Here is a 20,307-nt window from a genome sequence, read left to right as displayed (position 1 = left end):
TGGTTCTTTATTCTTATTTTAAGTACATAACTTGCTTATCTGCCTCATTAACGACGACATACCTTTAAATTTTTGCTAAAAATATAATTAATAACAAAAAAATAAAAAAGGGCAGTCATGCTTAACTCACTTAAATTCACCTCAAAAGTGACTATTGCAGCATCTATGGTACTGGTTATTGTACTGGGTTTATTTGCTATAAATAATTACATCGCCATGCGTAACCAAACGCAACAGCAGCTCGATTTAGTCCTTAAGCAAAATTCAGAATCTACCTCACAAAACATTGCAAGCTGGCTTAACGCTAAACTCACCATAGTAAAATCGATTGCGCAAACTCATAAAAACAGTGATCCAAAACAGTTAACCCTTGCCCAGCTTAATACTGCTAAATACGCTGGTGGCTTTAAAAATACGTATATAGGTAAACCAAGTGGTTTATTTATACTTAACGATCAAAGCATTGTATTACCTTCTGATTTTGATGCCACCTCGCGCCCTTGGTATAAGTTAGTTGAAAATAAAAGCTATACCGCATTTACCACCCCGTATATTGATGTAACCACCAACGAGCTGACTATATCTGCCGTTGTGCCCATTCAAAGCAATGGCCGCTTTAGTGGTGTAGCGGGTGCAGATATAGACATGCACACAGTAACTGAAATAATTAACGATATTGATTTTTTAGGGTTAGGGTATGCTTTTTTAGTAGATAAAAATGGCCAAGTGCTAAGCCATCCTAATAGCGAACTTAATTTAAAAAACACCGCCGAATTATTTGGCCAATCTACTGCGCTTACTAGTGAATTTACACAATATGATATAGCGGGTGAGCCGCAGTTGATATCGTTTACTAAAATACGTGGCATAGACAATGTTGACTGGTATTTAGGTGTCGTTATTGATAAAAACCAAGCCTATGCAGAGGTGTCTCGTTTTGGTGTTAACGCGCTTATTTACATGTTAGTGGGAATTGTGGCCATTATTGTGTTTATGCAATTTTTACTGCGTTACTTAATGCAACCTATGGCGCGCCTGAATGATGCACTAGAAGATATTGCAAAAGGCGAAGGTGATTTAACCAAACGTTTAAAGGTTGAAAACAATGATGAGTTTGGCCAAATTAGTCACTCGTTTAACATTTTTATTGAAAAAATTCAGCACTCTATTGAACACGTTAAATTAACGACTAAACAACTCGATAGCGTAATAGCCAGCGTGGTGTCGCAAACAGATTCTTCACTAGCCATGCACCATGACCAAACAAAACGTACTGATAGTGTGGCCATGGCGGTTAATAATTTTTCGCAATCGGCTATGGCTATTGCTAATAACGCCAGTGACGCTTCTGTAATTGCTAAAAATGCAGATGAGCATTCGACACAAAACCAGCAAACCTTATTGCACAGCGTTAATAGTATCCATCAGTTATCAGCCAATATGGAACAAGCGCAACATACTATTAATAGCCTTAACGCGCATACAATTAGTATTGGGCAAGTGCTTGAGGTGATTAAAGGTGTGAGCGAGCAAACCAACTTACTTGCATTAAATGCGGCAATTGAAGCTGCAAGAGCAGGCGAAGCTGGGCGCGGTTTTGCTGTTGTGGCTGATGAGGTACGCCAGTTAGCTCATCGTACTCAGCAATCAACGCAAGAGATTGAAGATACCGTAGGGCAATTACAAAGAGGCTCAAACCAAGCGGTAGAACTGATGAAAACAAGCATTCAAGACAGTGAAAAAAGCGTAGAGCACGCTGAAGGTGTGAGCGTGTTAATGGGCCAAATAATAGAGTCAATAAAACAAATTAGCAGTGCTAATCATAGTGTTGCCAATGCCACTGTTGAGCAAAACGACCTTGTTAAAGTGCTCGACGCAGACATTACAAGCATGAGTGAGTTATCGGTACAAAGCCAAGAAAATTTAAAAAACACCCTCAATGAATGTACTAAACTTAAACAACAATTTAGTGATTTAGAGCAAATGGTTCAAAAGTTTAGAGTTTAAAATATGCCAAAAAAATCGGTTACAGGACAAAGTTGGTTAAGCCTTATTAACATAGATAAGGTGTATAGCTCGGATAAACAGCGCCAAGCATTTTCACTATTCACCATGATAGCCATTGCTATTATTGTTATCTCTATGTTGGTGGTGTTTAACTACACGGTGTATTCGCCTATTCTTACCGCGTCGTTAATCGCGGTTAATATTACCCTTATTAGCGGTACTTTTTATTTTATAAAAACAGCCAAACTAGAAATGGTTGCACTTATAAGTATGTGTATAGTGTTTATTATGTGTGTGGCCCTTACGTATACCGGCGGAAAAGAAAATACCGCGCTTTATTGGCTAATGTTTTACCCTGTAGTGTGTTTTGCCTCTTTAGGTGTAAAGCATGGCTGCAGGCTTGGCTTAGGCTTATTACTGTGTTGCAGTGTTATTTTATACGGGCCTGATTTTGGCCAAGTTAGTTATGGCGGTATTGAAAAGTCTCGTTTTTTAGCCTCTTTTACACTGGTGTTTATTTTTTCGTTTATAGGTGAATATTTCAGGCATAAAAGTCACCTGGCAATTGCTGATATAACCCTTGCGCAAACGCAAGATGCCTATACAGATCAGTTAACGGGTGGCGCGAACAGGCGTTTCATCACCGCTCACTTTTTAAAATTAGCTGCTAAAACGCCCGAAAACTACCTGCCGTTTTCTATTTTATTACTTGATTTAGATTATTTTAAACGACTAAACGACACCTATGGTCATGATTTTGGCGATACAGTGTTGATAGAATTTACCAAATTACTTGATTCACAATTTCCAAGCTCCGCAGTTAAAGCCCGTTATGGAGGCGAAGAGTTTGTGGTGATTTTACCTAAAGAAACAGCCTCAGTGGCTACTAAATTAGCCGATGATTTTAGACAATGTGTCGCAAAACAAGCTATTTTAACCAGCGATAATAAACGGGTATTTATTACCTGTAGTATTGGTGTGGCACAGGTTGATAATGTGGATCATTACAGCCGTGCACTGAAACAAGCAGACGAATACCTGTACCTAGCTAAAGAGCAAGGGCGTAACAAAGTTGTATCAAATCACACAGGAACACTATGACTCAAACTAAACTTATATATGTACACGACCCTATGTGCAGTTGGTGCTGGGGATATAAACCGACGTGGTTAAAACTAAAAGCCGCATTAGCTTCGCAGCTGACTATAGAATACAAAGTAGGGGGGCTTGCTCCAGATAGCCAAGAGCCCATGCCAGAAAATATGCGCGCCATGCTCCAAAGCACGTGGCATAAAATTAGTGCGATGTTGGGCACACAGTTTAATTTTGATTTTTGGCAGGTTTGTCAGCCAAGGCGCTCTACTTACCCAGCCTGCAGAGCGGCGATTATTGCCAGAGCGCATAATAAAGAGCCACAAATGATAGAGGCAATTCAACATGCTTATTATTTACATGCTCAAAACCCATCTGATGAAAGTACTCTAATTACCTTAGCGGAAAAAATAGGCCTAGATAAACAACAGTTTACCGAGGAACTTTGCTCTGAGGCTTTGAATCAAAAATTACATGAGGAGTTAGCATTTAGTGCAAGCTTGCCAATACAAGGCTTTCCTTCGTTAGTATTAATAACTGATAATAAAGCCATTGCAATTAAAATAAATTACACCGATCACCAGCAAACACTAAACACAATTAACGCTTTATTAGCTTAACAACTAGCCAAAATGCGTGTATTTGCTGCTTTAATACACGCTTTGCATATAAACACTCCGATATAAGACGCAAATGTTACAGCTGTAACAAAATAGACTTTTTTGCGCAACATGCCTGTCATTATTCATCTATACAATTTCACTCATTGAAAATCTTTAGCCTAAAACAAGTCAGTTTAGGCTAAAACAACAAACTAGCAAATCCGCTAATTAACGAGTAAAGGTGTATGCGATGAAAGGCGTTAAACCATTGATCTTAGCTGGTATTGTAGCAGCAAGTGCTGCAGTACATGCCAATGATTTAGAAAAGGTTATCGATAAAAGCAGTGAAATAAATAAATCAGCTGCGCAATCACAAACAAAAATAGACAAGATTGCTGATTCAATGCAAGGACGTCTTCAACAGTTTAAAACCCTTAATAAAGAAATTGATGGTTTAACTGTTTATAACGCGCAATTAACTAAACAGTTAAATAACCAAATTGAAGAAATGGAGTCACTTAACCTTTCAATGGATCAGGTCTCTATTATTGAGCGTCAGATCACACCACTAATGCTGCGCATGATTGAAGGGCTTGAGCAATTTGTAGCACTTGATGTGCCATTTTTGCAAGAAGAGCGCACTAAGCGTATTAGCTCTTTAAACGCCATGATGGAACGTGCAGATATTAACTCAAGCGAAAAATTCCGCCGCGTATTAGAAGCATATCAAGTAGAAGTTGATTACGGACGCACTATTGAAGCCTACACCTCACTGCTAACGGTAGACGGTAAAGAGCGTGAAGTAGACTTTTTACGCATTGGCCGCTTAGAGCTTATTTATTTAACACGTGATGGTAAGCAAGCTGGTAGCTGGGATGAAGAAACAAAATCGTTTGTTACTTTACCAGACTCAACAATTAGCCAAATCAACAAAGGTTTACGTATCGCACGTAAGCAACTTGCCCCAGATATGTTAACTCTGCCAGTACACGCAGCAGAATAAGAGGTTGAAGATGAAACTGTTTACTCAAATGACAAAAATGGCCCTTTTTGCTGCAAGCCTAAGCTTTGCAGGCGCAAGTGTGGCAGCTGAGCCTATGGACTTAGACTCACTATTAAAAACACTTGAAGAAGGCAAATCGGCTCAAAGCGCGCAAAACAAGCAACGCGAACAAGAATTTATGGCGCGTCAAAACGAACAAGTGCAAATGCTTAACAACACACAAGCAAAACGTAATCAAATGCTTGCTGAGTCTGAGCGCTTAGAAACACAGTTTGAAGAAAACGAAATTAAACTTGCTAACTTAACAGATACACTGTCTAAACGAATGGGTTCTTTAAAAGAGCTATTTGGTGTGCTTCAGCAAGTTGCTGGTGATTCTAGCAATAAGTTTGCTACCTCTGTGGTATCAGCTGAAATTGCGGGTCGTAGCACATTTATGGATGAGCTAGCACAAAAAATGGGCTCTACTTCAAAGCTTGCCTCTATCGAAGATATTGAAAAAGTATGGTTTGAGCTACAACGCGAAATGACAGAGCAAGGTAAAGTAAGCCGCTTTACTACCGATGTAATTGTACAAGGTGGTGAAAAAGCACAACAAGAAGTGGTACGTGTAGGTGCTTTTAACTTAATCTCTAACGGTAAATACCTAGAATTTAACCCAGTAACAAATACCTTAAGCGAGTTAAATCGCCAGCCTGTAGCACGTTTTACTGCAACTGCAGAAGAGTTACAAAATGCAAAAAATGGTATTGTGCAGTTTGCACTTGACCCAACGGGTGGCTCAATTTTAGGTTTATTAGTGCAAGCACCAGATACCGAAGAGCGCGTACACCAAGGTGGCACAGTCGGTTACGTTATTTTAGGTGTAGGTGTTATTGCTTTACTTATCTCACTTGAACGTTTTTTCTCATTACTGATTATGGGCGGTAAAATTCGTCGTCAACTTAAAGATGATGTAGCACGCGATGACAACCCACTTGGCCGCGTAATGAAAGTAAAAGATCAGTTCCCTGATGTTGCCCACGACACATTAGAGCTTAAATTAAGCGAAGCTATTTTACGTGAAATGCCAAAAGTAACGCGTAATTTAACGCTTATTAAAATCATCTCGGTGGTGGCGCCACTTCTAGGTTTACTAGGTACAGTAACCGGTATGATCAACACCTTCCAAGCAATCACATTATTTGGTACAGGTGACCCTAAACTAATGGCTGGTGGTATTTCGCAAGCATTGGTAACAACGGTGCTAGGCTTAGTTGTGGCAATTCCTACGGTATTTTTATACACCCTACTTAATACACGCGCTAAAAACATTTTGCTTACTATACAAGAGCAAAGCGCAGGTATTATCGCACAGCGAAGCGAGAAGGGAGCATAAACCATGGTGCTATTGATTGACTCAATCAATGCTATCCGTGATTTTCTCGACACTGGTGGCCAAGTCCTCTTGGTCATCGGGGTGTTAATCTTCGCGATGTGGTTATTGATACTCGAGCGATTTATTTATTTTTTCAAAGGTTTTCGTAGTTACAAACAAAACGTAAAAGCGCAGTGGAAAAACCGTGCAGAGCGCAATAGCTGGAATGCTGAGCAAATACGCCAGGCGATGATTTCACGTGCTTCAATGCGTTTAGACACCAACTTAGCACTGATAAATGTAATGGTTGCATTGTGTCCGCTACTTGGCCTGTTAGGCACAGTAACGGGAATGATTGAAGTATTTGATGTAATGGCAATTACCGGTACGGGTAGTGCGCGCTCTATGGCATCAGGTGTTTCTAAAGCAACTATTCCAACCATGGCAGGTATGGTTGGCGCACTTTCGGGTGTATTTGCCTCTACGTTTTTACAGCGCAGAGCCAAGCGCGAAGTTGAACTACTTGAAGACAGCATGGTTTTAGACCATTAAGTTACATTTTGATAAGCGGCTTATAGAGTCGCTCATCCTAGGAGAATAAAAATGAGAGCCCCGTTAGGAAACCTATTACAAGAAGACGAAGCAGAAGAAATTAACATGACCCCAATGTTAGACGTTGTATTTATCATGCTTATTTTCTTCATCGTTACCGCCTCGTTTGTTAAAGAAGCCGGTATTGATGTAAACCGACCAGAAGCCGCAACAGCGGTTAAAAAAGAACGCGCTAATATTTTAGTGGCTATTTCTGATACAGGCGAGATTTGGATTAATAAACGTCAAATCGATGTACGTGCAGTGCAAGCCAATATCGAACGTTTAAAAGCAGAAAACCCACAAGGGAGCGTGGTTATTCAAGCTGATAAAAAAGCCACCACTGATATGTTAATCAAAGTAATGGATGCGTCGCGTGCTGCAGGTGCGTTTGATGTTTCGATTGCTGCACAAGATGCGTCTTAAGGGTTAGCCATGTTGCGATATTTAGTAGCATTAATAGTAGCAGGTGTAGTGACCTTTATGCTGTTTTTAGGCATGCAGGCACTGATCACCGGTGGTGAAGGTGCCATGTCGGAGCCAGTAAAAGGAAACGTTTTAGACTTTGTACGTTTGAAAAAAGAAGAAACGGTACAAAAGAAAGAGCGTAAACCGCAAAAGCCACCTACACCAAAAGAGCCACCACCGCCTATGGAGTCGCCGCAAATGCAAAATAATGATGCAAACGCGGCCAGCAATAATTTTGATTTTGGCGCGGATGTAGGCAGCGACGTTGACCTAGCGGGTGGCTTAGCGCTTGAAACAAGTGATGGTGAATACCTACCCATTGTAAAAGTAGCTCCAGTTTATCCACGTCGTGCTTTGTCGCGTGGTATTGAAGGCTATGTAATTGTTGAATTTACAGTAACTAAGCAAGGTACTGTTCGTGACCCGCAAGTAGTAAAAGCGGTTCCTGAGTCACTGTTTGATAGAGCAGCGATGGATGCCGCACTTAAATTTAAATATAAACCGCGCGTAGTAAATGGTGAAGCCGTTGAAGTAGCGGGTGTTCAAAACAAAATATCTTTCCAAATTAATGGTTAACTTATCTTAATTGGATGAAATAGCGAGGCGATTATGAAATTACTACCTACAGCTAAAAATTTAAAACTGGCATTATTTTGCACTGCCGCGATCAGTGCAAGTATTGTTGTGCCAAGTACGCTAAGCCTTGTGCCGGGGCTAAACGTAGCAACTGCTCATGCAGAGCAAGAGCAAAAAACAAGGCGTGTACCTGCACTGCGCGAAAAGGTTTATAGCCAGCTTGCTCGTGCGCAAAAGCTCGCTGACGATGGCGATGTAAAAGGCGGCCTTGAAGCACTTGATAGCATTCAAGAGCGAGCTTCAAGTATGAACTCGTACGAAATTGCGATGATGCATAACTTTTATGGCTTTATTTATTACAACGAAAATGATTTACCAAAAGCCATTGCCTCGTTTGAAAAAGTGGTAGCCGAGGAGGCTATTCCTGAGTCATTACGTTTAAGTACCACGTTTAGCTTAGCGCAGCTTGCAATGGCCAACGGCGAGTATAAAAAAGTTATCGCGTTTTTAGATAAGTGGGATGAAATAAATACTAAACCTATTACAGAAGGGTATTACTTACTTAGAGCGCAAACTTATTACCAGTTAAAAGAATACCCAAAGGGGCTTGAGTACATTAATCAAGTTATTGCTCTTAGCGATAGCGAAGGCAAAACCCCTAAAGAAAACTGGCTGGTACTACAGCGCGCTATGTATTACTCACTTAATCAAACAGATAAAGTAGTGGCAGTGCTTGAGCGCATGGTTAAACTTTACAATAAACCAGAGTATTGGGTTCAACTAGCTGGTATGTATGGAGAAACCGGCAAAGAAAAAGAGCAACTAGCAGTAATAGAAGCGGCGTATCAACAAGGCTTTTTAAAAACCAAGTCTGATTTAAGACAGTTATCGCAAACTTACCTTTATAACGGCCTGGCATACAAAGCAGCTAAAACAATGAGTGATGCGATAGAAAAAGGCATTGTAGAAAAATCAGCGAAAAACTATGCCTTTATTGCAGAGGCCATGATTCAAGCTAAAGAAGATGAAAAATCGATTAGCTACTTTGCTAAAGCGGCTGACCTATCAGAGCATGGTAAGTACGATCAACGCCTAGCAGAAGTGTTTGTTAACACTGAGCAATACGAAGAAGCGGCTGATGCTGCGCGTAAGGCGCTTGATAAAGGCGGTCTTGATTTTGAATCAAACGCTTACGTTGCGCTAGGTATGGCACAGTACAATATGCAAAATTTTGATGCGTCTATTTTAGCGTTTGAACAAGCCCAAAAGCATGATAAATCACAACGTTTAGCAAAGCAGTGGATTAAATATGTTAAGCGTGAAAAAGTGCATGCGCAAACACTTAAAGCCGCGTTACTTTAACTTTATACCCTAACGCTATTTTACAAATAAAGAAGCGTTTACCTATTTCATAATCGCAACACCAAAACCGCCTGAGGGCGGTTTTTTTCGTTGTTAAAATATTTAAGTTGTTGAATTTAAATTAATTACTATTGTCATCTTATGGTTACTAAACTGTAACTGCTTTGTCATATCTCTACAGTATCTTATTTGCATCCGATAACTCAGGTCACCTTAATGCATGAGTATCGTGCCTTAAAGTGACTTAAGTTTTTACTTAATGCACTAACAAAATAATTAAATACTTTAACGGAGTGAACAATGAAATTATCTGATTTATTTAAGGTCAGCCTAGTAGCAACTGCAATGACACTAGCTGGCTGTGGCGGCGATATCGAAATTACACCTACTGTAAACGATAACAGCTCGTCAACAGATAACAGTGTTAATAATTCAAACAATACAACTGGTTCAACAACTGAAGAAGAAGCTGTTTGTGCAAGCTACGAATCAGATGCAGGTACGGTAACAGGCGTAGTAAGTGGCATTGATTGTTTATACAACGACTCGTTTGCAAGCAAAACAATTTCTATCACAAGCAACATTACTTTCGCTGAGCTACCTGATGGCGGTGTTCACGTTTTTGAAGATGCATTACAAATTGGCGAAGACGGCAGCACTGTAGATGGCTTTGAAGTACCAGCAAATGGTCCAACAATGACTGTTGAACCAGGTGCCGTTTTAGCATTTGGCTCAGGTGAAGCAATTGTACGCATTGCACGTGGTGCAAAAATTCAAGCGGTAGGTACTGAAGAAAAGCCGGTTGTATTTACTTCTGCAAACGCGTTTGACCGTTTTGATACAGCAGGCGAAGGCGCACGCTACGCAGATTGGGGCGGTATCATCATTAATGGTAACGGCATTACTGACCAATGTACTGATGCAGAGCGTGACGGTGGTACGTGTAACGTAGCCTCTGAAGGTATTACAAGCTACTTTGGTGGTAACGATAATGCAGACTCTAGCGGTAATATTAAATGGGCTAAAATTTGGTACGCAGGTTCAGGCCCTCGCGTTGGTGGTGAAGGCGATGATTTGAATTCACTAACACTAAATGCAGTTGGCTCTGGTTCTGAGTTTGATTACCTACACATTCACCAAGGTTTTGATGACGGTATTGAAATTTTTGGTGGTGCTACAACGCTTAAACACGTAGCGGTAACAGATACACAAGATGATTCGTTTGACTTTGACGCAGGTTGGCAAGGTAAAGCTCAGTACTTATTTATTCAACACGGTACTGTGACACTAAATGACGGCACTGTTGTTAACATGGGTAACAATGGCTTTGAGTCTGATGGTGTTAAAGGTTCTTCTACCGAGCAAGTGTCTCCATCTAACCCAACGGTTGCCAATGTAACGGTTGTAACTACCGATGGTAACTCGGTACGTGATGACGACCCTTCACAAGCTTACAAGTTTGATGACCAATTTAATTCAAGCATTTACAACACAGTTATCGTTAAGCAAAACGCAACTAACACGCAATGTATTGAGTTCTCAGGCGACGGTGAAGCACAAGCAGATAAAATCTCATTCACAAGCTCTGTAATGGCGTGTTCTGCAAACTTTACTGATACAGATACGTTTGCAAGCGGCCCATTAGAAGGTCAAACAAAAACAGCGTGGTTTGAAAATGACGGTGCTAACCAAATCTTAACTGATGATGTTGCTGTACTTGCAGATAACGGTTTTGCAACGAACACAGCAGCTGCAGAAGTAACGGTTACTGCAACAGACTTAAGCACAAGCGATTCATTTTTTGAAAGCGTAAACTACATTGGTGCGGTATCGGATCAGGATACAGACTCTAGCTGGTATAAATGGGTTGAAGCGGCTGTTACAGCAGCAAATGCTGACTAAATAGCACACCATTATAACCTCTGATTAAAGGCGCCTTGTGGCTTGTTATTTAAGCGTCAGGCGCCTCTTTTGTATAACCTGATTAGGATTATCTCATGTCTAAAAAGCATAGACTCAATCAAATTACCTGGGCAATTGGTTTAGGTTTAGTCGCTCATTCGACTAGCTTAATTGCTGCACAAGCCGATGAACAGTTAACAAACGAACAAGAAATAGAAGAAGTTGTTGCTGTAGGTACGCGTTTACAAGGGAGCGCTGCGGCAGTTGTAGAAGAACGTAAAAACCAAGCCTTTGTTGCCGATATTTTAGGCTCTGAACAATTATCACGTACGGGCGACAGCGATGCTGCATCTGCGCTTCGTCGAGTAACAGGCCTAACGCTTGTTGATGGTAAATTTATTTACGTTAGGGGCCTTGGTGAGCGTTACTCTAGTGCGCGTTTAAATGGCGCTTACATCCCAAGCCCAGATTTAACCCGTAACGTTATTCCGCTGGATATTTTCCCTGCAAGTATAATTGAAAGTATGGCCGTTCAAAAAGCTTACTCTCCAGACATGCCAGCAGCGTTTGGTGGCGGTAATATAGATATTAGAACTAAAACCGCACCGAGTGAATTTACAGCAGGCATTGAAGTGGGTGCAGGTTACGATACGGCATCAAGTGATGGCTTTACCTACAATCGTAACGAAAATGGCATTCCAAGTGAGTTATCACAGGCTATTTCAACATACCGTGGTGATTTTAGTATTGGCAATATTGTTAGTAGTGAAGGCTTTGAAGATGGCGATTTAACGCGTGCAGAACAAGCAACCGCTGTTAATAACGCACTTTTAAAGTCGCTTCCTCGCGATTATGAATTAAAAGAAGAGTCGTTAGACCCGCGTTATAATATTAAAGCCCACTATGGTGATAGTTTTGAAGAGAGCTATTTTGGCGGCAAGGTTGGGTTTTTACTGGCAGGTGCTTACAAAAACGAATGGGATTTTGAAGAACGTTTTAGCTCAGTTATCACCCAAGATTTAGAAAACGAAGAAGGCAATGTTGATTGTACAACGTCGTTAGCGACCAGTGAAGATGTGAGTAACTCGTGTTACAACACAGTCAAAAATTCGCAAGTGACCACTGAAACCGAAAGTTATAACGGTTCATTAAGCTTGTCATACCGTTTAGGTACGCACAGTATTTCTGCTCAACAGCTTTACATTATTGATAATGAAGATGAGTCTGAAATTGCTATTTCGCAAAGCCCTGCGGGGAGTTCTACGTTTAGTATTGCGGGTGATGGGATTGCAAACCGTAATCATGAGTTTAATTACGAAGAACGCCAATTAAACATTACTCAAGTTATGGGCCAACATACCTTTTTAGATTATTTTGGTATTGGTGCCGATTGGCAGTACACCGAAGCTAAAGCAACGACTGATATACCTACCAGTGCCGATTTTGAGTTTCGTGACACTTATAATAGTGATGGCAACTATGCCGGCTCAACTATTACAGGCGATGATAACCGTGTAATTATGTCATACACCAATATGGAAGAGCGTGTTAAATCGTACGGTGGTAACTTAACGCTTCCGCTTAGCTTTGAGTCTATGGAAGTTGAGTTTAAAGTGGGTTACGATTTTTCTGACAGAGCCCGAATATTTAATACCTCAAGCTTTGCTATAAACAATAGTGGTGGCTCAGGTATTTCAATAAACGACGGTAGCACTGATGCGCTTAATAATAGTGGCTTTTTAACTGACGACTTTATTGATAATAACGCTGTGTTAGTTGACTTTAATGAGCCAACAGCCCCTGATGCCGATGATTACATTGCTGCGCAAAAGGTGGATGCAGGTTATGCGTCTTTCGATGTGTTTTATGATCAATGGATAAGAATAAGCGGTGGTATTCGTTATGAAGAATTTAAACAATCTTCTATCGGTACATCGAGCCTTATTTTTGATGAAGACGATTTAAATACCTTTTACGATCCAGATAAAATTCAAGCAGGCTCTGTTATTACCGATGATTGGTATCCGGCACTGTCTGTTACCTATGTAGGTGGCGATGACTACCAAGTGCGCTTAGGTTATGGTGAAACAGTAGTACGCCCTGATTTTCGTGAAGTAGTGCCTGTTACGTATTACGACCCTTTGACCGACATTAGAACGTTTGGTCGTACAGGTATAAAAAGTAGCCCAATTAAAAACTACGACTTACGTTATGAATATTACGGACAAGCCGGTAATTCATTTAGCGTAGCGGCGTTTTATAAAGATATTACAGCGCCAATAGAAACAGTTTTAAACATTGGCGATGAAGATTACTCAGCATCGTTTATCAATGGTGAAACAGCAGAAGTTTATGGTATTGAAGCTGAATGGCTACAAGACTTAACATTTGTAAGTGAAGGCCTATTTACTAGCGGTAATATCACATTAAGTGATTCTGAAGCGTCTATTGACCCAGCACTTGCGGGTACATTAACTAATCCTAAAAAACGTATGACAGGCCACTCTGAGTATGTAGTTAATTTACAATTAAACTACGATTCGTTAGATGGCATGCACAGCAGTTCATTAGTTTATAACGTATTTGGTGAGCGAATTTTAGCAGCGGGTGTTGCTAATAGAGATGACGCGTATGAGCAACCATTTCACTCACTTGATTTAGTTTATACTTATTACCCTGATTTTAATTCTAAGATTAAGTTTAAAGTTAAAAACTTACTCGATGAAGATCAAGAGGTAACACAATCAGACATTATAGTGCGCTCTAAAGAGCAAGGTGTAACGTTTGATTTAAGTTACAGCTACGAGTTTTAATTTTCTTCCCAAGGAAGGGGGATATAATAAAACCTAACTACCGATTAGCCCTGTATTTAATACAGGGCTTTTTTATGACTATGAAAAATATTTAAGTTTCGCTTTATTCACTAGTTTTAGGGCGCTTGGGGTGTTAGGTTAGCTTTATACTAATTAACTTAAATAACTAGTCATTCTAGTGTGCTCAATAAAGCGCGAACGGCGTTATAAATTTTTGATGCAGAACAGCTACATATAAAAATTTATGGCTTGTTATCTCGCTATTAATTTGCCGCTATAAATGATTAATAACTTAATATGATTGGTTTTAATAAAAATTAATTCTCACGCAATGAATTTTAATTTTTAATGTATTAAGGCATCTTTTATGAATCAAACAGTGGAAAAAACAATGAAAAAAGTAGGATTAGTCGGTTGGCGTGGCATGGTTGGCTCTGTGTTATTAGAACGTATGCAACAGCAAAGTGATTTTGCACATATCGACACCACCTTTTTCACCACCTCACAAGTTGGGCAACTCGGCCCTGATATTGCTGGCGACGCAAAACCGTTATTAGATGCAAGTGATGTAAATGAACTTGCTAAAATGGATATTATTGTTACCTGTCAAGGTGGTGATTATACCAAAGCGGTTTACCCTAAATTACGCGAATCGGGTTGGGATGGCTACTGGATTGATGCAGCTTCTGCACTTCGTATGGTTGATGACAGCATTATTGTACTTGACCCTGTAAATAAAGATGTCATTGAACAAGGTTTAGAGCAAGGCGTAAAAACTTTTGTAGGCGGTAACTGTACCGTATCGTTAATGCTACTTGCTTTAGGTGGCTTGTTTGAGCAAGACCTAATAGAGTGGGTAAGCCCAATGACTTACCAAGCGGCCTCTGGTGCCGGCGCTCGTAATATGAAAGAGCTTATAGCACAAATGGGCGCTATTCATTCAAGTGTTGCCGAGCAACTAGATAACCCAAGTTCAGCTATTTTAGAAATTGATAAAATAGTGAGCGAAAAAATGGCTTCAAGCGATTTACCACAAGACCAATTTGGCGTGCCGCTAGCCGGTAGCTTAATTCCTTGGATTGACGTACCAATGCCAAGTGGCCAGTCTAAAGAAGAGTGGAAAGCTCAGGTTGAAGCGAACAAAATTTTAGGCTCTTCTAAACAGCCTGTGCCAATTGATGGTTTATGTGTACGTATTGGTGCAATGCGTTGTCATAGCCAAGCGATGACCATTAAATTACGTGAAGACATTAGCATAGAAAAAATTGAAGAAATTTTAGCTTCGCACAACGAGTGGGTTAAAGTTATCCCTAATGAGCGCGAAATTAGTGCAACTGACTTAACCCCAGTAAAAGTAACAGGTACTTTAAGTATTCCTGTTGGTCGTATTCGTAAATTAGCCATGGGCCCTAAATACATTAGCGCATTTACCGTGGGCGATCAGCTGTTATGGGGCGCAGCAGAGCCACTTCGTCGTATGCTTCGCATCATTGTAGACGGTGAATAATTTCTGCATTTAAAAGTGTATATTAAAAGGGGTTAGCGTATTGCTAACCCCTTTTTTAGTTAAGCGGCATTGCATACGCTACTTTATTTTTTCCTTCGTGTTTTGCTATGTATAATGCTTTATCTGCTAAATCTATCGCTTTGTCTATTTGAATAGTTGCACATTTAATGCCTATAACGCCAAAGCTTGCTGTAACATTTATAAATTGTTGTTTGTATTCAATGGGCTTACTTGCAAGAGTAGTACGTAGAGTATCAGCAAATTGCTTTGCTTTTAGCTCTGAATCTCTGGCTATCAGTATTACAAATTCTTCTCCGCCTATACGGGCAAATATATCTTCTTTATTTAAACACGCTCTTACCCGTTTTGTTGCTTGGATTAGTACTTCATCTCCACCTGCATGGCCGTATTCATCATTTATATTTTTAAACGAGTCTATATCCCAATATATAAGTGATACGTGTTGTTCGCAGCTTAATTTATTTTCAAGCTTTTTCTGGCCAACGTCGTAAAAACCACGTCTGTTTATACATTGTGTGAGTACGTCGGTCATGGCGAGTTTTTGCATTTCTTGCGCTAAATCTGAGGCCATTATAAAAATAATAAATACAGCCATACCAACATGTGCAGTTGGGACTGTTATAAAATTAATGAGTGTATATAAATCTAAGTAAGCTTGGTTAACCTGGCTGCCTTGCATTAGTGCGATAGTGGCCGCAATAAATAAACATACGCCGCACAAAGTGTAAGTAATGGCAGCCCCAATTTCAGCGGGTAGCGACTTAGGTTTATGTTTTATTATAATGACGGCGTTTATTAGCAGCAGTAAAATATCGTAATAAATATATAAAGACATAAACAAACCAACATGAACGTTCACGGCTTTATAATAATAAACTGCAGCTAACGTAATCACGGCTAAAGCTAACAAATAATCGATTTTGATAGGGCTTCGGGCACGTATACTGTGTCCCCATGTTCCCAAAATAACAGACCCCATAGAAAAGCTAACAGCCAGTAGCCAATAGAAGGTTTCTGATTCGAAGTAGGGCCGCAATAATATTGTACCCCATTGACACGCAGAGCACATAAATGCGCAGGCCCAAAATAACGAATATGATTTTTTCCCTAACGTATACCACGCCATTAAAAATATAACTGACCAAACAATACTGGTTAGTAAAAGAGTAATTAAAATAAAAAAGACTGGGCTCATAGGTTATATGTTCTTGTGTTAGTTACTTTTTACTGTAGTTGAGGTTGCTTGGGAATTCGAGTAAAGCTATGTATTTAAAAATTCTATTTGTAAATATTTATGTATTGTGTGTACCCACAACTCCTATGAATTGCATTTTTTGGTATAGCTTTTGCTCGTACTAATCTATTACACCTTTATTCGCTCGGTTTTCGCTGCTTTGTGGGTACTTAATTCACTTATGCAGGTATTTTTTACTTATGCCGAGATGCTAAGCCTTCACATAAGGATAGATAATGGCTTCTACTTTTAAAAATACACGCAAAAAATGGTTTTATGCTTTAGTGGTTACAGCCTTGGGGTTAATTTTACTCAGAGCTTTAGCCCCTTATGCGGTTCAATATTATGTAAATCAGCAGCTTGAACAAACCCAAGGCATAACAGGGCATGTGGGTGATGTTGATTTGTACTTATACCGAGGCGCTTACGCTGTTGATGAGGTAGAAATTTACGCGGTAGATGCCACGCAGGTGCCTAAGCCGTTACTGTCTATTGATACACTTGATTTTTCGCTTGCGTGGTCTGCTTTATTAAACGGTAATTTTGTCACCAACATGGCTTTTACCCGCCCAGAAATTGTTATTTACGATAAAGACCCAACTACCGCTGAACAAAATCAACAGGTGAAAGATGAAACCACCTGGGTAGGCCTTGCTAATGATCTCGTGCCTTTTTCTATCGATACGCTACGTATAGACAATGGTAAAGTAACCTTAGTTAACGCCACCAGCGAAGGAGAGCAGCCTACTTACGTATCAAATATAAACGCTAACATTAACAATATTACTAATGCACAAAACCTCTCTAAAACCTTAGTCACGAGTTTAAAAGTAGAGGGGCAGCTAATGGGCGAAGCTAAGCTGTCTTTAAATGGTAAATTAGACCCCTTTAGTGATGAAGCTAATTTTGATTTTAATGTTGAAGTGCAGCGTTTTTCGGTTAAAAATCTCGAAACTGTTTTTAAAGTGTATACCCCATTTGACATTGAAGCCGGCGGAATAGATGGCGCAATGGAATTGGCCGCTAACAATAATAACTTAAATGGATATGTAAAAGCGGGTGTGCACGATTTAAGTGTTTTTTCGTGGCGCGAAGATATAGAAAAAGATGATGACGGTCTATTTACCGCTATTTTTGAAGGCAGTATTGATTTACTCAGCTCGTTATTAGAAAACGACGAGTCAAAGCTGGTGGCTGCTCGGGTGCCCATAGACGGGCAGTTAGATAACGCTGATGTATCTACTTTTGAAGCCGTGGTTTCTGTATTAAAAAATGCGTTTTTTGAAGCATTTAAAATGAAGGTTGATAATGTTATTTCGTTTGAAAGCACGCAAGAACAACAAGGTGAGTAACTAAAAGCCCTTTGTATTAACTCAATACAAAGGGCTTTTTAAGTTTTAGCAAGTAAAATAGATCAGCTATTTATTGGAGTTGGTAATATCTGAGGTTTTACTTAATAACGTTTTCAGCTCAGCTATTTGCGCTTGTAGTTCAACCACTTGTCCTTGCGTTGCAGGAAGTGAGTTATTATCCGCTTTTAGCTCACGGGCATTTCGATGCTCCTCGCTCATTACTTCTAAAATGGCACCTACCATCATGTTTAAAAACACAAACGCAGTTAAAAAGATAAACGTGAGGTAGTAAATCCAGCTTAGCTCGTACACCGCCATGGTTTCGTACATAATGTCGGTCCAATCTTCAAAGGTAGCTATCCTAAATAGCGTTAACATTGAAATGGATACATCTTGCCAAAGTACCGGGTTAATATCGGCAAACATCATACTGCCCATGGCTGCGTAAATATAAAAAATAACAAACATAAGCAGTGCTATATAGCCCATTTGCGGAATGGCTTTAAGCAACGAATTTACAAGCAAACGCAGCTCTGGGATCATAGATACTAAACGCAGTACCCTAAATATACGCAGCAATCGGGCAAGTAACATGGTTGAGCCTGCAGCTGGGTATAAGCTGCCAAGTACAATAATGGTATCGAATATATTCCAGCCCTTTGAAAAGAAGTCTTTTATTCCTTTACTTGCAATAAAGCGAATAATGAGTTCGATTAAAAAGAAAGCTGTGATCCCTACATCCATCCAATTTAGAATGAATTCTACAGTGGGGTGAAGAGAATATGTATGAGCACCTACGGTGAGGGCAGAAACAACAATGACAGCTATAACAAATGATTGAAATATCTTGCTTTTGTCTATACGCTGAAACAGCTTTTGTAACTGCGACATCATAATTATGGGTCCTATGCAAAGTCAGGTTTTTATGACGCTAATATACAATAATATTGTTGCTTTCGATAACGAAAGTGTAAGGAATTCTAATGTTAATCAGTCAAATAACTAAAAGCGCATTGCTGTTTGTGGGATTTTCGCTACTTGCAGGGTGCAGCTCCGACGCTCGCTTTCACGAAATTCAATCAGCACGTTTAGATGAATGTAACTATAAAGCTGATAAAGAGTATTACGAGTGCCTTGAAAATCAAGATAAAAATTTTGAAGAGTATAAAAAACAGCAAAGTGAACAAACACAATAATTTATGACTAAAACACAAAAATTGCGTGATAAACAAATACGCCAAGCCCTCACCAACGCCTGTGAGCAAATAAAAGCGACTCATGATGGTTTTGCTTATTTAACTCACACCATTGATTTAAAAAATGAAGCAAAGTCACTAAACATAAGCTGCTATTTTGAAGATGATATAGCCTATAACGACACCGAAGCGCATTTTTCTCAGCTAGTCGATATTATTAACGCTGAGCTTAGCAAAATAAGCTTACCGGTAGCGGCTAAGCAAATAGCGTTTTTAGTTGATTAACATTGGTTTGACTAGCTATGGACGTTATAATTACCAAAATTATTTTTAGGATGTAAAGCATGGCTGTTCCATCGCGCTCGCAAATCACACCCGGTACAACCGTAAATATTGTATTAAAAGAAGACCAACGCAGCGGCACATTAACTCAAGGTGTAGTTGAGCGTTTATTAACTAAATCACCTAATCACCCGCATGGTATTAAAGTACGCCTAGAAGATGGTCAAGTCGGCCGAGTAAAAGAGATTTTATAATGACAGCGTTAACAGAGCAGGAATTTTGGGATTTAGTGACCACGCCTGAGTTAGGGCTCGACCCACAAAGCGTAAGCGACAACTTAAAAGCTAAATTGAGCGATTTAACCGACGAGCAGCTCATTGCTTTTGATAAATTTTTTGGTATTCACATGCGCAAATGTTTTACCTGGGATTTATTTGGTGCTGCATTTGTTATGGCTGGCTGTAACGACGAATACGGTTTTAGCGAATTTAGGTGCTGGCTCATCTCCCGCGGGGAGACGGTATTTAATAACGCATTAAGCAATGCCGACTCACTAGCACAGTGCTCCCCTGTGTATTATTTAAATGAGCAACCTTATCCTTATATTGATGAATACGACTTAATAGCCGGTTTATTATTTGAAGAGCGTAATGACGACGAATTACCTTTTGTACCCTCAGGCGAGCAACCGGCAGGTAAACGCTTTAAAGACAAACCCAAGTTTTTAAAACAAAGCTATCCGCAATTATTTGCAAAATACTGGCAGTAATACTCAACGTTATTTACATTCAAGATGGTTGCATTTAACGCCACCATCTTGAATTTTCCTTTCACAGTTGTTCACAATCGTACCCATTTATTCACTTTTTAATGACTCTATGTTAATAGTTATGTTACATTAATGTGTTTTTAAATGAACAAACACTGAATAATAACAATATA

The 20,307-nt window shown here is 39.7% G+C and carries 19 protein-coding genes; 17 read left to right on the top strand and 2 right to left on the bottom strand.

Translation table 11 applies throughout. The annotated features are described in order from the left end of the window. The first annotated feature begins 117 nt into the window (after positions 1–117). From PSH48_RS05555 to asd, 12 genes are all read left to right on the top strand, one after another. Positions 118–2,007 (top strand): methyl-accepting chemotaxis protein, encoded by a 1,890-nt coding sequence (locus PSH48_RS05555; RefSeq protein ID WP_273611079.1) that lies wholly within the window; start codon positions 118–120, stop codon positions 2,005–2,007. A 3-nt stretch (positions 2,008–2,010) separates the two neighbouring features. Next, positions 2,011–3,108, top strand: coding sequence for a GGDEF domain-containing protein (locus tag PSH48_RS05550; protein WP_273608368.1), 1,098 nt, complete (start codon positions 2,011–2,013; stop codon positions 3,106–3,108). Continuing rightward, entirely contained in the window at positions 3,105–3,719 is a 615-nt protein-coding gene (locus PSH48_RS05545; protein ID WP_004586346.1) for a DsbA family protein, read from the top strand. The genes PSH48_RS05550 and PSH48_RS05545 overlap by 4 nt, the downstream gene beginning before the upstream one ends. A 232-nt stretch (positions 3,720–3,951) precedes the next feature. Further along, positions 3,952–4,704: a DUF3450 domain-containing protein gene (locus PSH48_RS05540; RefSeq protein ID WP_273611078.1), complete on the top strand. Its 753-nt coding sequence runs from the start codon at positions 3,952–3,954 to the stop codon at positions 4,702–4,704. Positions 4,705–4,714: 10 nt separating this feature from the next. Next, positions 4,715–6,082, top strand: a complete 1,368-nt coding sequence (locus PSH48_RS05535) for a MotA/TolQ/ExbB proton channel family protein (protein WP_024031703.1) — start codon at positions 4,715–4,717, stop codon at positions 6,080–6,082. Between the two features lie 3 nt (positions 6,083–6,085). Then, positions 6,086–6,613, top strand: a complete 528-nt coding sequence (locus tag PSH48_RS05530; RefSeq protein ID WP_029772985.1) for a MotA/TolQ/ExbB proton channel family protein — start codon at positions 6,086–6,088, stop codon at positions 6,611–6,613. Between the two features lie 51 nt (positions 6,614–6,664). Continuing rightward, positions 6,665–7,078, top strand: coding sequence for an ExbD/TolR family protein (locus PSH48_RS05525; protein ID WP_004586342.1), 414 nt, complete (start codon positions 6,665–6,667; stop codon positions 7,076–7,078). Between the two features lie 12 nt (positions 7,079–7,090). Continuing rightward, on the top strand, positions 7,091–7,696 hold the full coding sequence (locus PSH48_RS05520) for an energy transducer TonB (RefSeq protein ID WP_029772986.1): 606 nt from the start codon (positions 7,091–7,093) through the stop codon (positions 7,694–7,696). Between the two features lie 33 nt (positions 7,697–7,729). After that, on the top strand, positions 7,730–9,058 hold the full coding sequence (locus PSH48_RS05515; RefSeq protein WP_273611077.1) for a CDC27 family protein: 1,329 nt from the start codon (positions 7,730–7,732) through the stop codon (positions 9,056–9,058). Positions 9,059–9,358: 300 nt separating this feature from the next. Beyond that, a complete protein-coding gene (locus PSH48_RS05510) occupies positions 9,359–10,960 on the top strand; it encodes a hypothetical protein (RefSeq protein ID WP_004586339.1) in 1,602 nt (533 codons plus the stop codon). Positions 10,961–11,055: 95 nt separating this feature from the next. Beyond that, entirely contained in the window at positions 11,056–13,773 is a 2,718-nt protein-coding gene (locus PSH48_RS05505) for a TonB-dependent receptor plug domain-containing protein (RefSeq protein WP_273611076.1), read from the top strand. 367 nt (positions 13,774–14,140) lie between these two features. After that, a complete protein-coding gene (gene asd, locus PSH48_RS05500; RefSeq protein ID WP_273611075.1) occupies positions 14,141–15,280 on the top strand; it encodes an aspartate-semialdehyde dehydrogenase in 1,140 nt (379 codons plus the stop codon). Positions 15,281–15,335: 55 nt separating this feature from the next. Here asd and PSH48_RS05495 read toward each other — a convergent pair whose 3' ends face one another. Beyond that, positions 15,336–16,136 (bottom strand): GGDEF domain-containing protein, encoded by an 801-nt coding sequence (locus PSH48_RS05495; protein ID WP_273606977.1) that lies wholly within the window; start codon positions 16,134–16,136, stop codon positions 15,336–15,338. A 635-nt stretch (positions 16,137–16,771) separates the two neighbouring features. On the opposite strand from PSH48_RS05495, the gene PSH48_RS05490 reads away from it, so the two are divergent. After that, a complete protein-coding gene (locus PSH48_RS05490) occupies positions 16,772–17,887 on the top strand; it encodes a DUF748 domain-containing protein (protein ID WP_121638539.1) in 1,116 nt (371 codons plus the stop codon). Between the two features lie 66 nt (positions 17,888–17,953). Here the strand turns inward: PSH48_RS05490 and PSH48_RS05485 are convergent, their stop codons facing one another. Beyond that, positions 17,954–18,781: an ion transporter gene (locus tag PSH48_RS05485; protein WP_004586335.1), complete on the bottom strand. Its 828-nt coding sequence runs from the start codon at positions 18,779–18,781 to the stop codon at positions 17,954–17,956. A gap of 89 nt (positions 18,782–18,870) precedes the next feature. On the opposite strand from PSH48_RS05485, the gene PSH48_RS05480 reads away from it, so the two are divergent. Genes PSH48_RS05480 through PSH48_RS05465 form a run of 4 tightly spaced genes read left to right on the top strand, consistent with a single transcriptional unit; the run spans position 18,871 to position 20,134 of the window. After that, positions 18,871–19,083, top strand: a complete 213-nt coding sequence (locus tag PSH48_RS05480) for a hypothetical protein (RefSeq protein WP_273611074.1) — start codon at positions 18,871–18,873, stop codon at positions 19,081–19,083. A 3-nt stretch (positions 19,084–19,086) separates the two neighbouring features. Next, positions 19,087–19,368, top strand: coding sequence for a hypothetical protein (locus PSH48_RS05475; RefSeq protein WP_064387269.1), 282 nt, complete (start codon positions 19,087–19,089; stop codon positions 19,366–19,368). Between the two features lie 59 nt (positions 19,369–19,427). Beyond that, the gene (locus PSH48_RS05470; RefSeq protein WP_004586332.1) at positions 19,428–19,619 is read left to right on the top strand and encodes a YwbE family protein; all 192 of its coding nucleotides are present in this window, start codon (positions 19,428–19,430) and stop codon (positions 19,617–19,619) included. Continuing rightward, positions 19,619–20,134, top strand: coding sequence for a DUF4240 domain-containing protein (locus PSH48_RS05465; RefSeq protein WP_096043004.1), 516 nt, complete (start codon positions 19,619–19,621; stop codon positions 20,132–20,134). Before PSH48_RS05470 ends, PSH48_RS05465 begins: the two co-directional genes overlap by 1 nt. Positions 20,135–20,307 lie beyond the last annotated feature (173 nt).

The sequence above is a fragment of the Pseudoalteromonas sp. Angola-4 genome (genome assembly GCF_028599265.1).
Taxonomy (GTDB): Bacteria; Pseudomonadota; Gammaproteobacteria; order Enterobacterales; family Alteromonadaceae; genus Pseudoalteromonas; species Pseudoalteromonas atlantica.
Note: the sequence above shows the minus strand (reverse complement) of the source record. Positions and strands in the feature narration are given on the sequence as shown.

What these genes read in the sequence shown, in the direction of transcription:
- PSH48_RS05555 (WP_273611079.1), top strand. Translation starts at nt 118, where the DNA reads ATGCTTAACTCACTTAAATTCACCTCAAAAGTGACTATTGCAGCATCT.
- PSH48_RS05550 (WP_273608368.1), top strand. Translation starts at nt 2,011, where the DNA reads ATGCCAAAAAAATCGGTTACAGGACAAAGTTGGTTAAGCCTTATTAAC.
- PSH48_RS05545 (WP_004586346.1), top strand. Translation starts at nt 3,105, where the DNA reads ATGACTCAAACTAAACTTATATATGTACACGACCCTATGTGCAGTTGG.
- PSH48_RS05540 (WP_273611078.1), top strand. Translation starts at nt 3,952, where the DNA reads ATGAAAGGCGTTAAACCATTGATCTTAGCTGGTATTGTAGCAGCAAGT.
- PSH48_RS05535 (WP_024031703.1), top strand. Translation starts at nt 4,715, where the DNA reads ATGAAACTGTTTACTCAAATGACAAAAATGGCCCTTTTTGCTGCAAGC.
- PSH48_RS05530 (WP_029772985.1), top strand. Translation starts at nt 6,086, where the DNA reads ATGGTGCTATTGATTGACTCAATCAATGCTATCCGTGATTTTCTCGAC.
- PSH48_RS05525 (WP_004586342.1), top strand. Translation starts at nt 6,665, where the DNA reads ATGAGAGCCCCGTTAGGAAACCTATTACAAGAAGACGAAGCAGAAGAA.
- PSH48_RS05515 (WP_273611077.1), top strand. Translation starts at nt 7,730, where the DNA reads ATGAAATTACTACCTACAGCTAAAAATTTAAAACTGGCATTATTTTGC.
- PSH48_RS05510 (WP_004586339.1), top strand. Translation starts at nt 9,359, where the DNA reads ATGAAATTATCTGATTTATTTAAGGTCAGCCTAGTAGCAACTGCAATG.
- PSH48_RS05505 (WP_273611076.1), top strand. Translation starts at nt 11,056, where the DNA reads ATGTCTAAAAAGCATAGACTCAATCAAATTACCTGGGCAATTGGTTTA.
- asd (WP_273611075.1), top strand. Translation starts at nt 14,141, where the DNA reads ATGAATCAAACAGTGGAAAAAACAATGAAAAAAGTAGGATTAGTCGGT.
- PSH48_RS05495 (WP_273606977.1), bottom strand. Translation starts at nt 16,136, where the DNA reads ATGTCTTTATATATTTATTACGATATTTTACTGCTGCTAATAAACGCC.
- PSH48_RS05490 (WP_121638539.1), top strand. Translation starts at nt 16,772, where the DNA reads ATGGCTTCTACTTTTAAAAATACACGCAAAAAATGGTTTTATGCTTTA.
- PSH48_RS05485 (WP_004586335.1), bottom strand. Translation starts at nt 18,781, where the DNA reads ATGATGTCGCAGTTACAAAAGCTGTTTCAGCGTATAGACAAAAGCAAG.
- PSH48_RS05480 (WP_273611074.1), top strand. Translation starts at nt 18,871, where the DNA reads ATGTTAATCAGTCAAATAACTAAAAGCGCATTGCTGTTTGTGGGATTT.
- PSH48_RS05475 (WP_064387269.1), top strand. Translation starts at nt 19,087, where the DNA reads ATGACTAAAACACAAAAATTGCGTGATAAACAAATACGCCAAGCCCTC.
- PSH48_RS05470 (WP_004586332.1), top strand. Translation starts at nt 19,428, where the DNA reads ATGGCTGTTCCATCGCGCTCGCAAATCACACCCGGTACAACCGTAAAT.
- PSH48_RS05465 (WP_096043004.1), top strand. Translation starts at nt 19,619, where the DNA reads ATGACAGCGTTAACAGAGCAGGAATTTTGGGATTTAGTGACCACGCCT.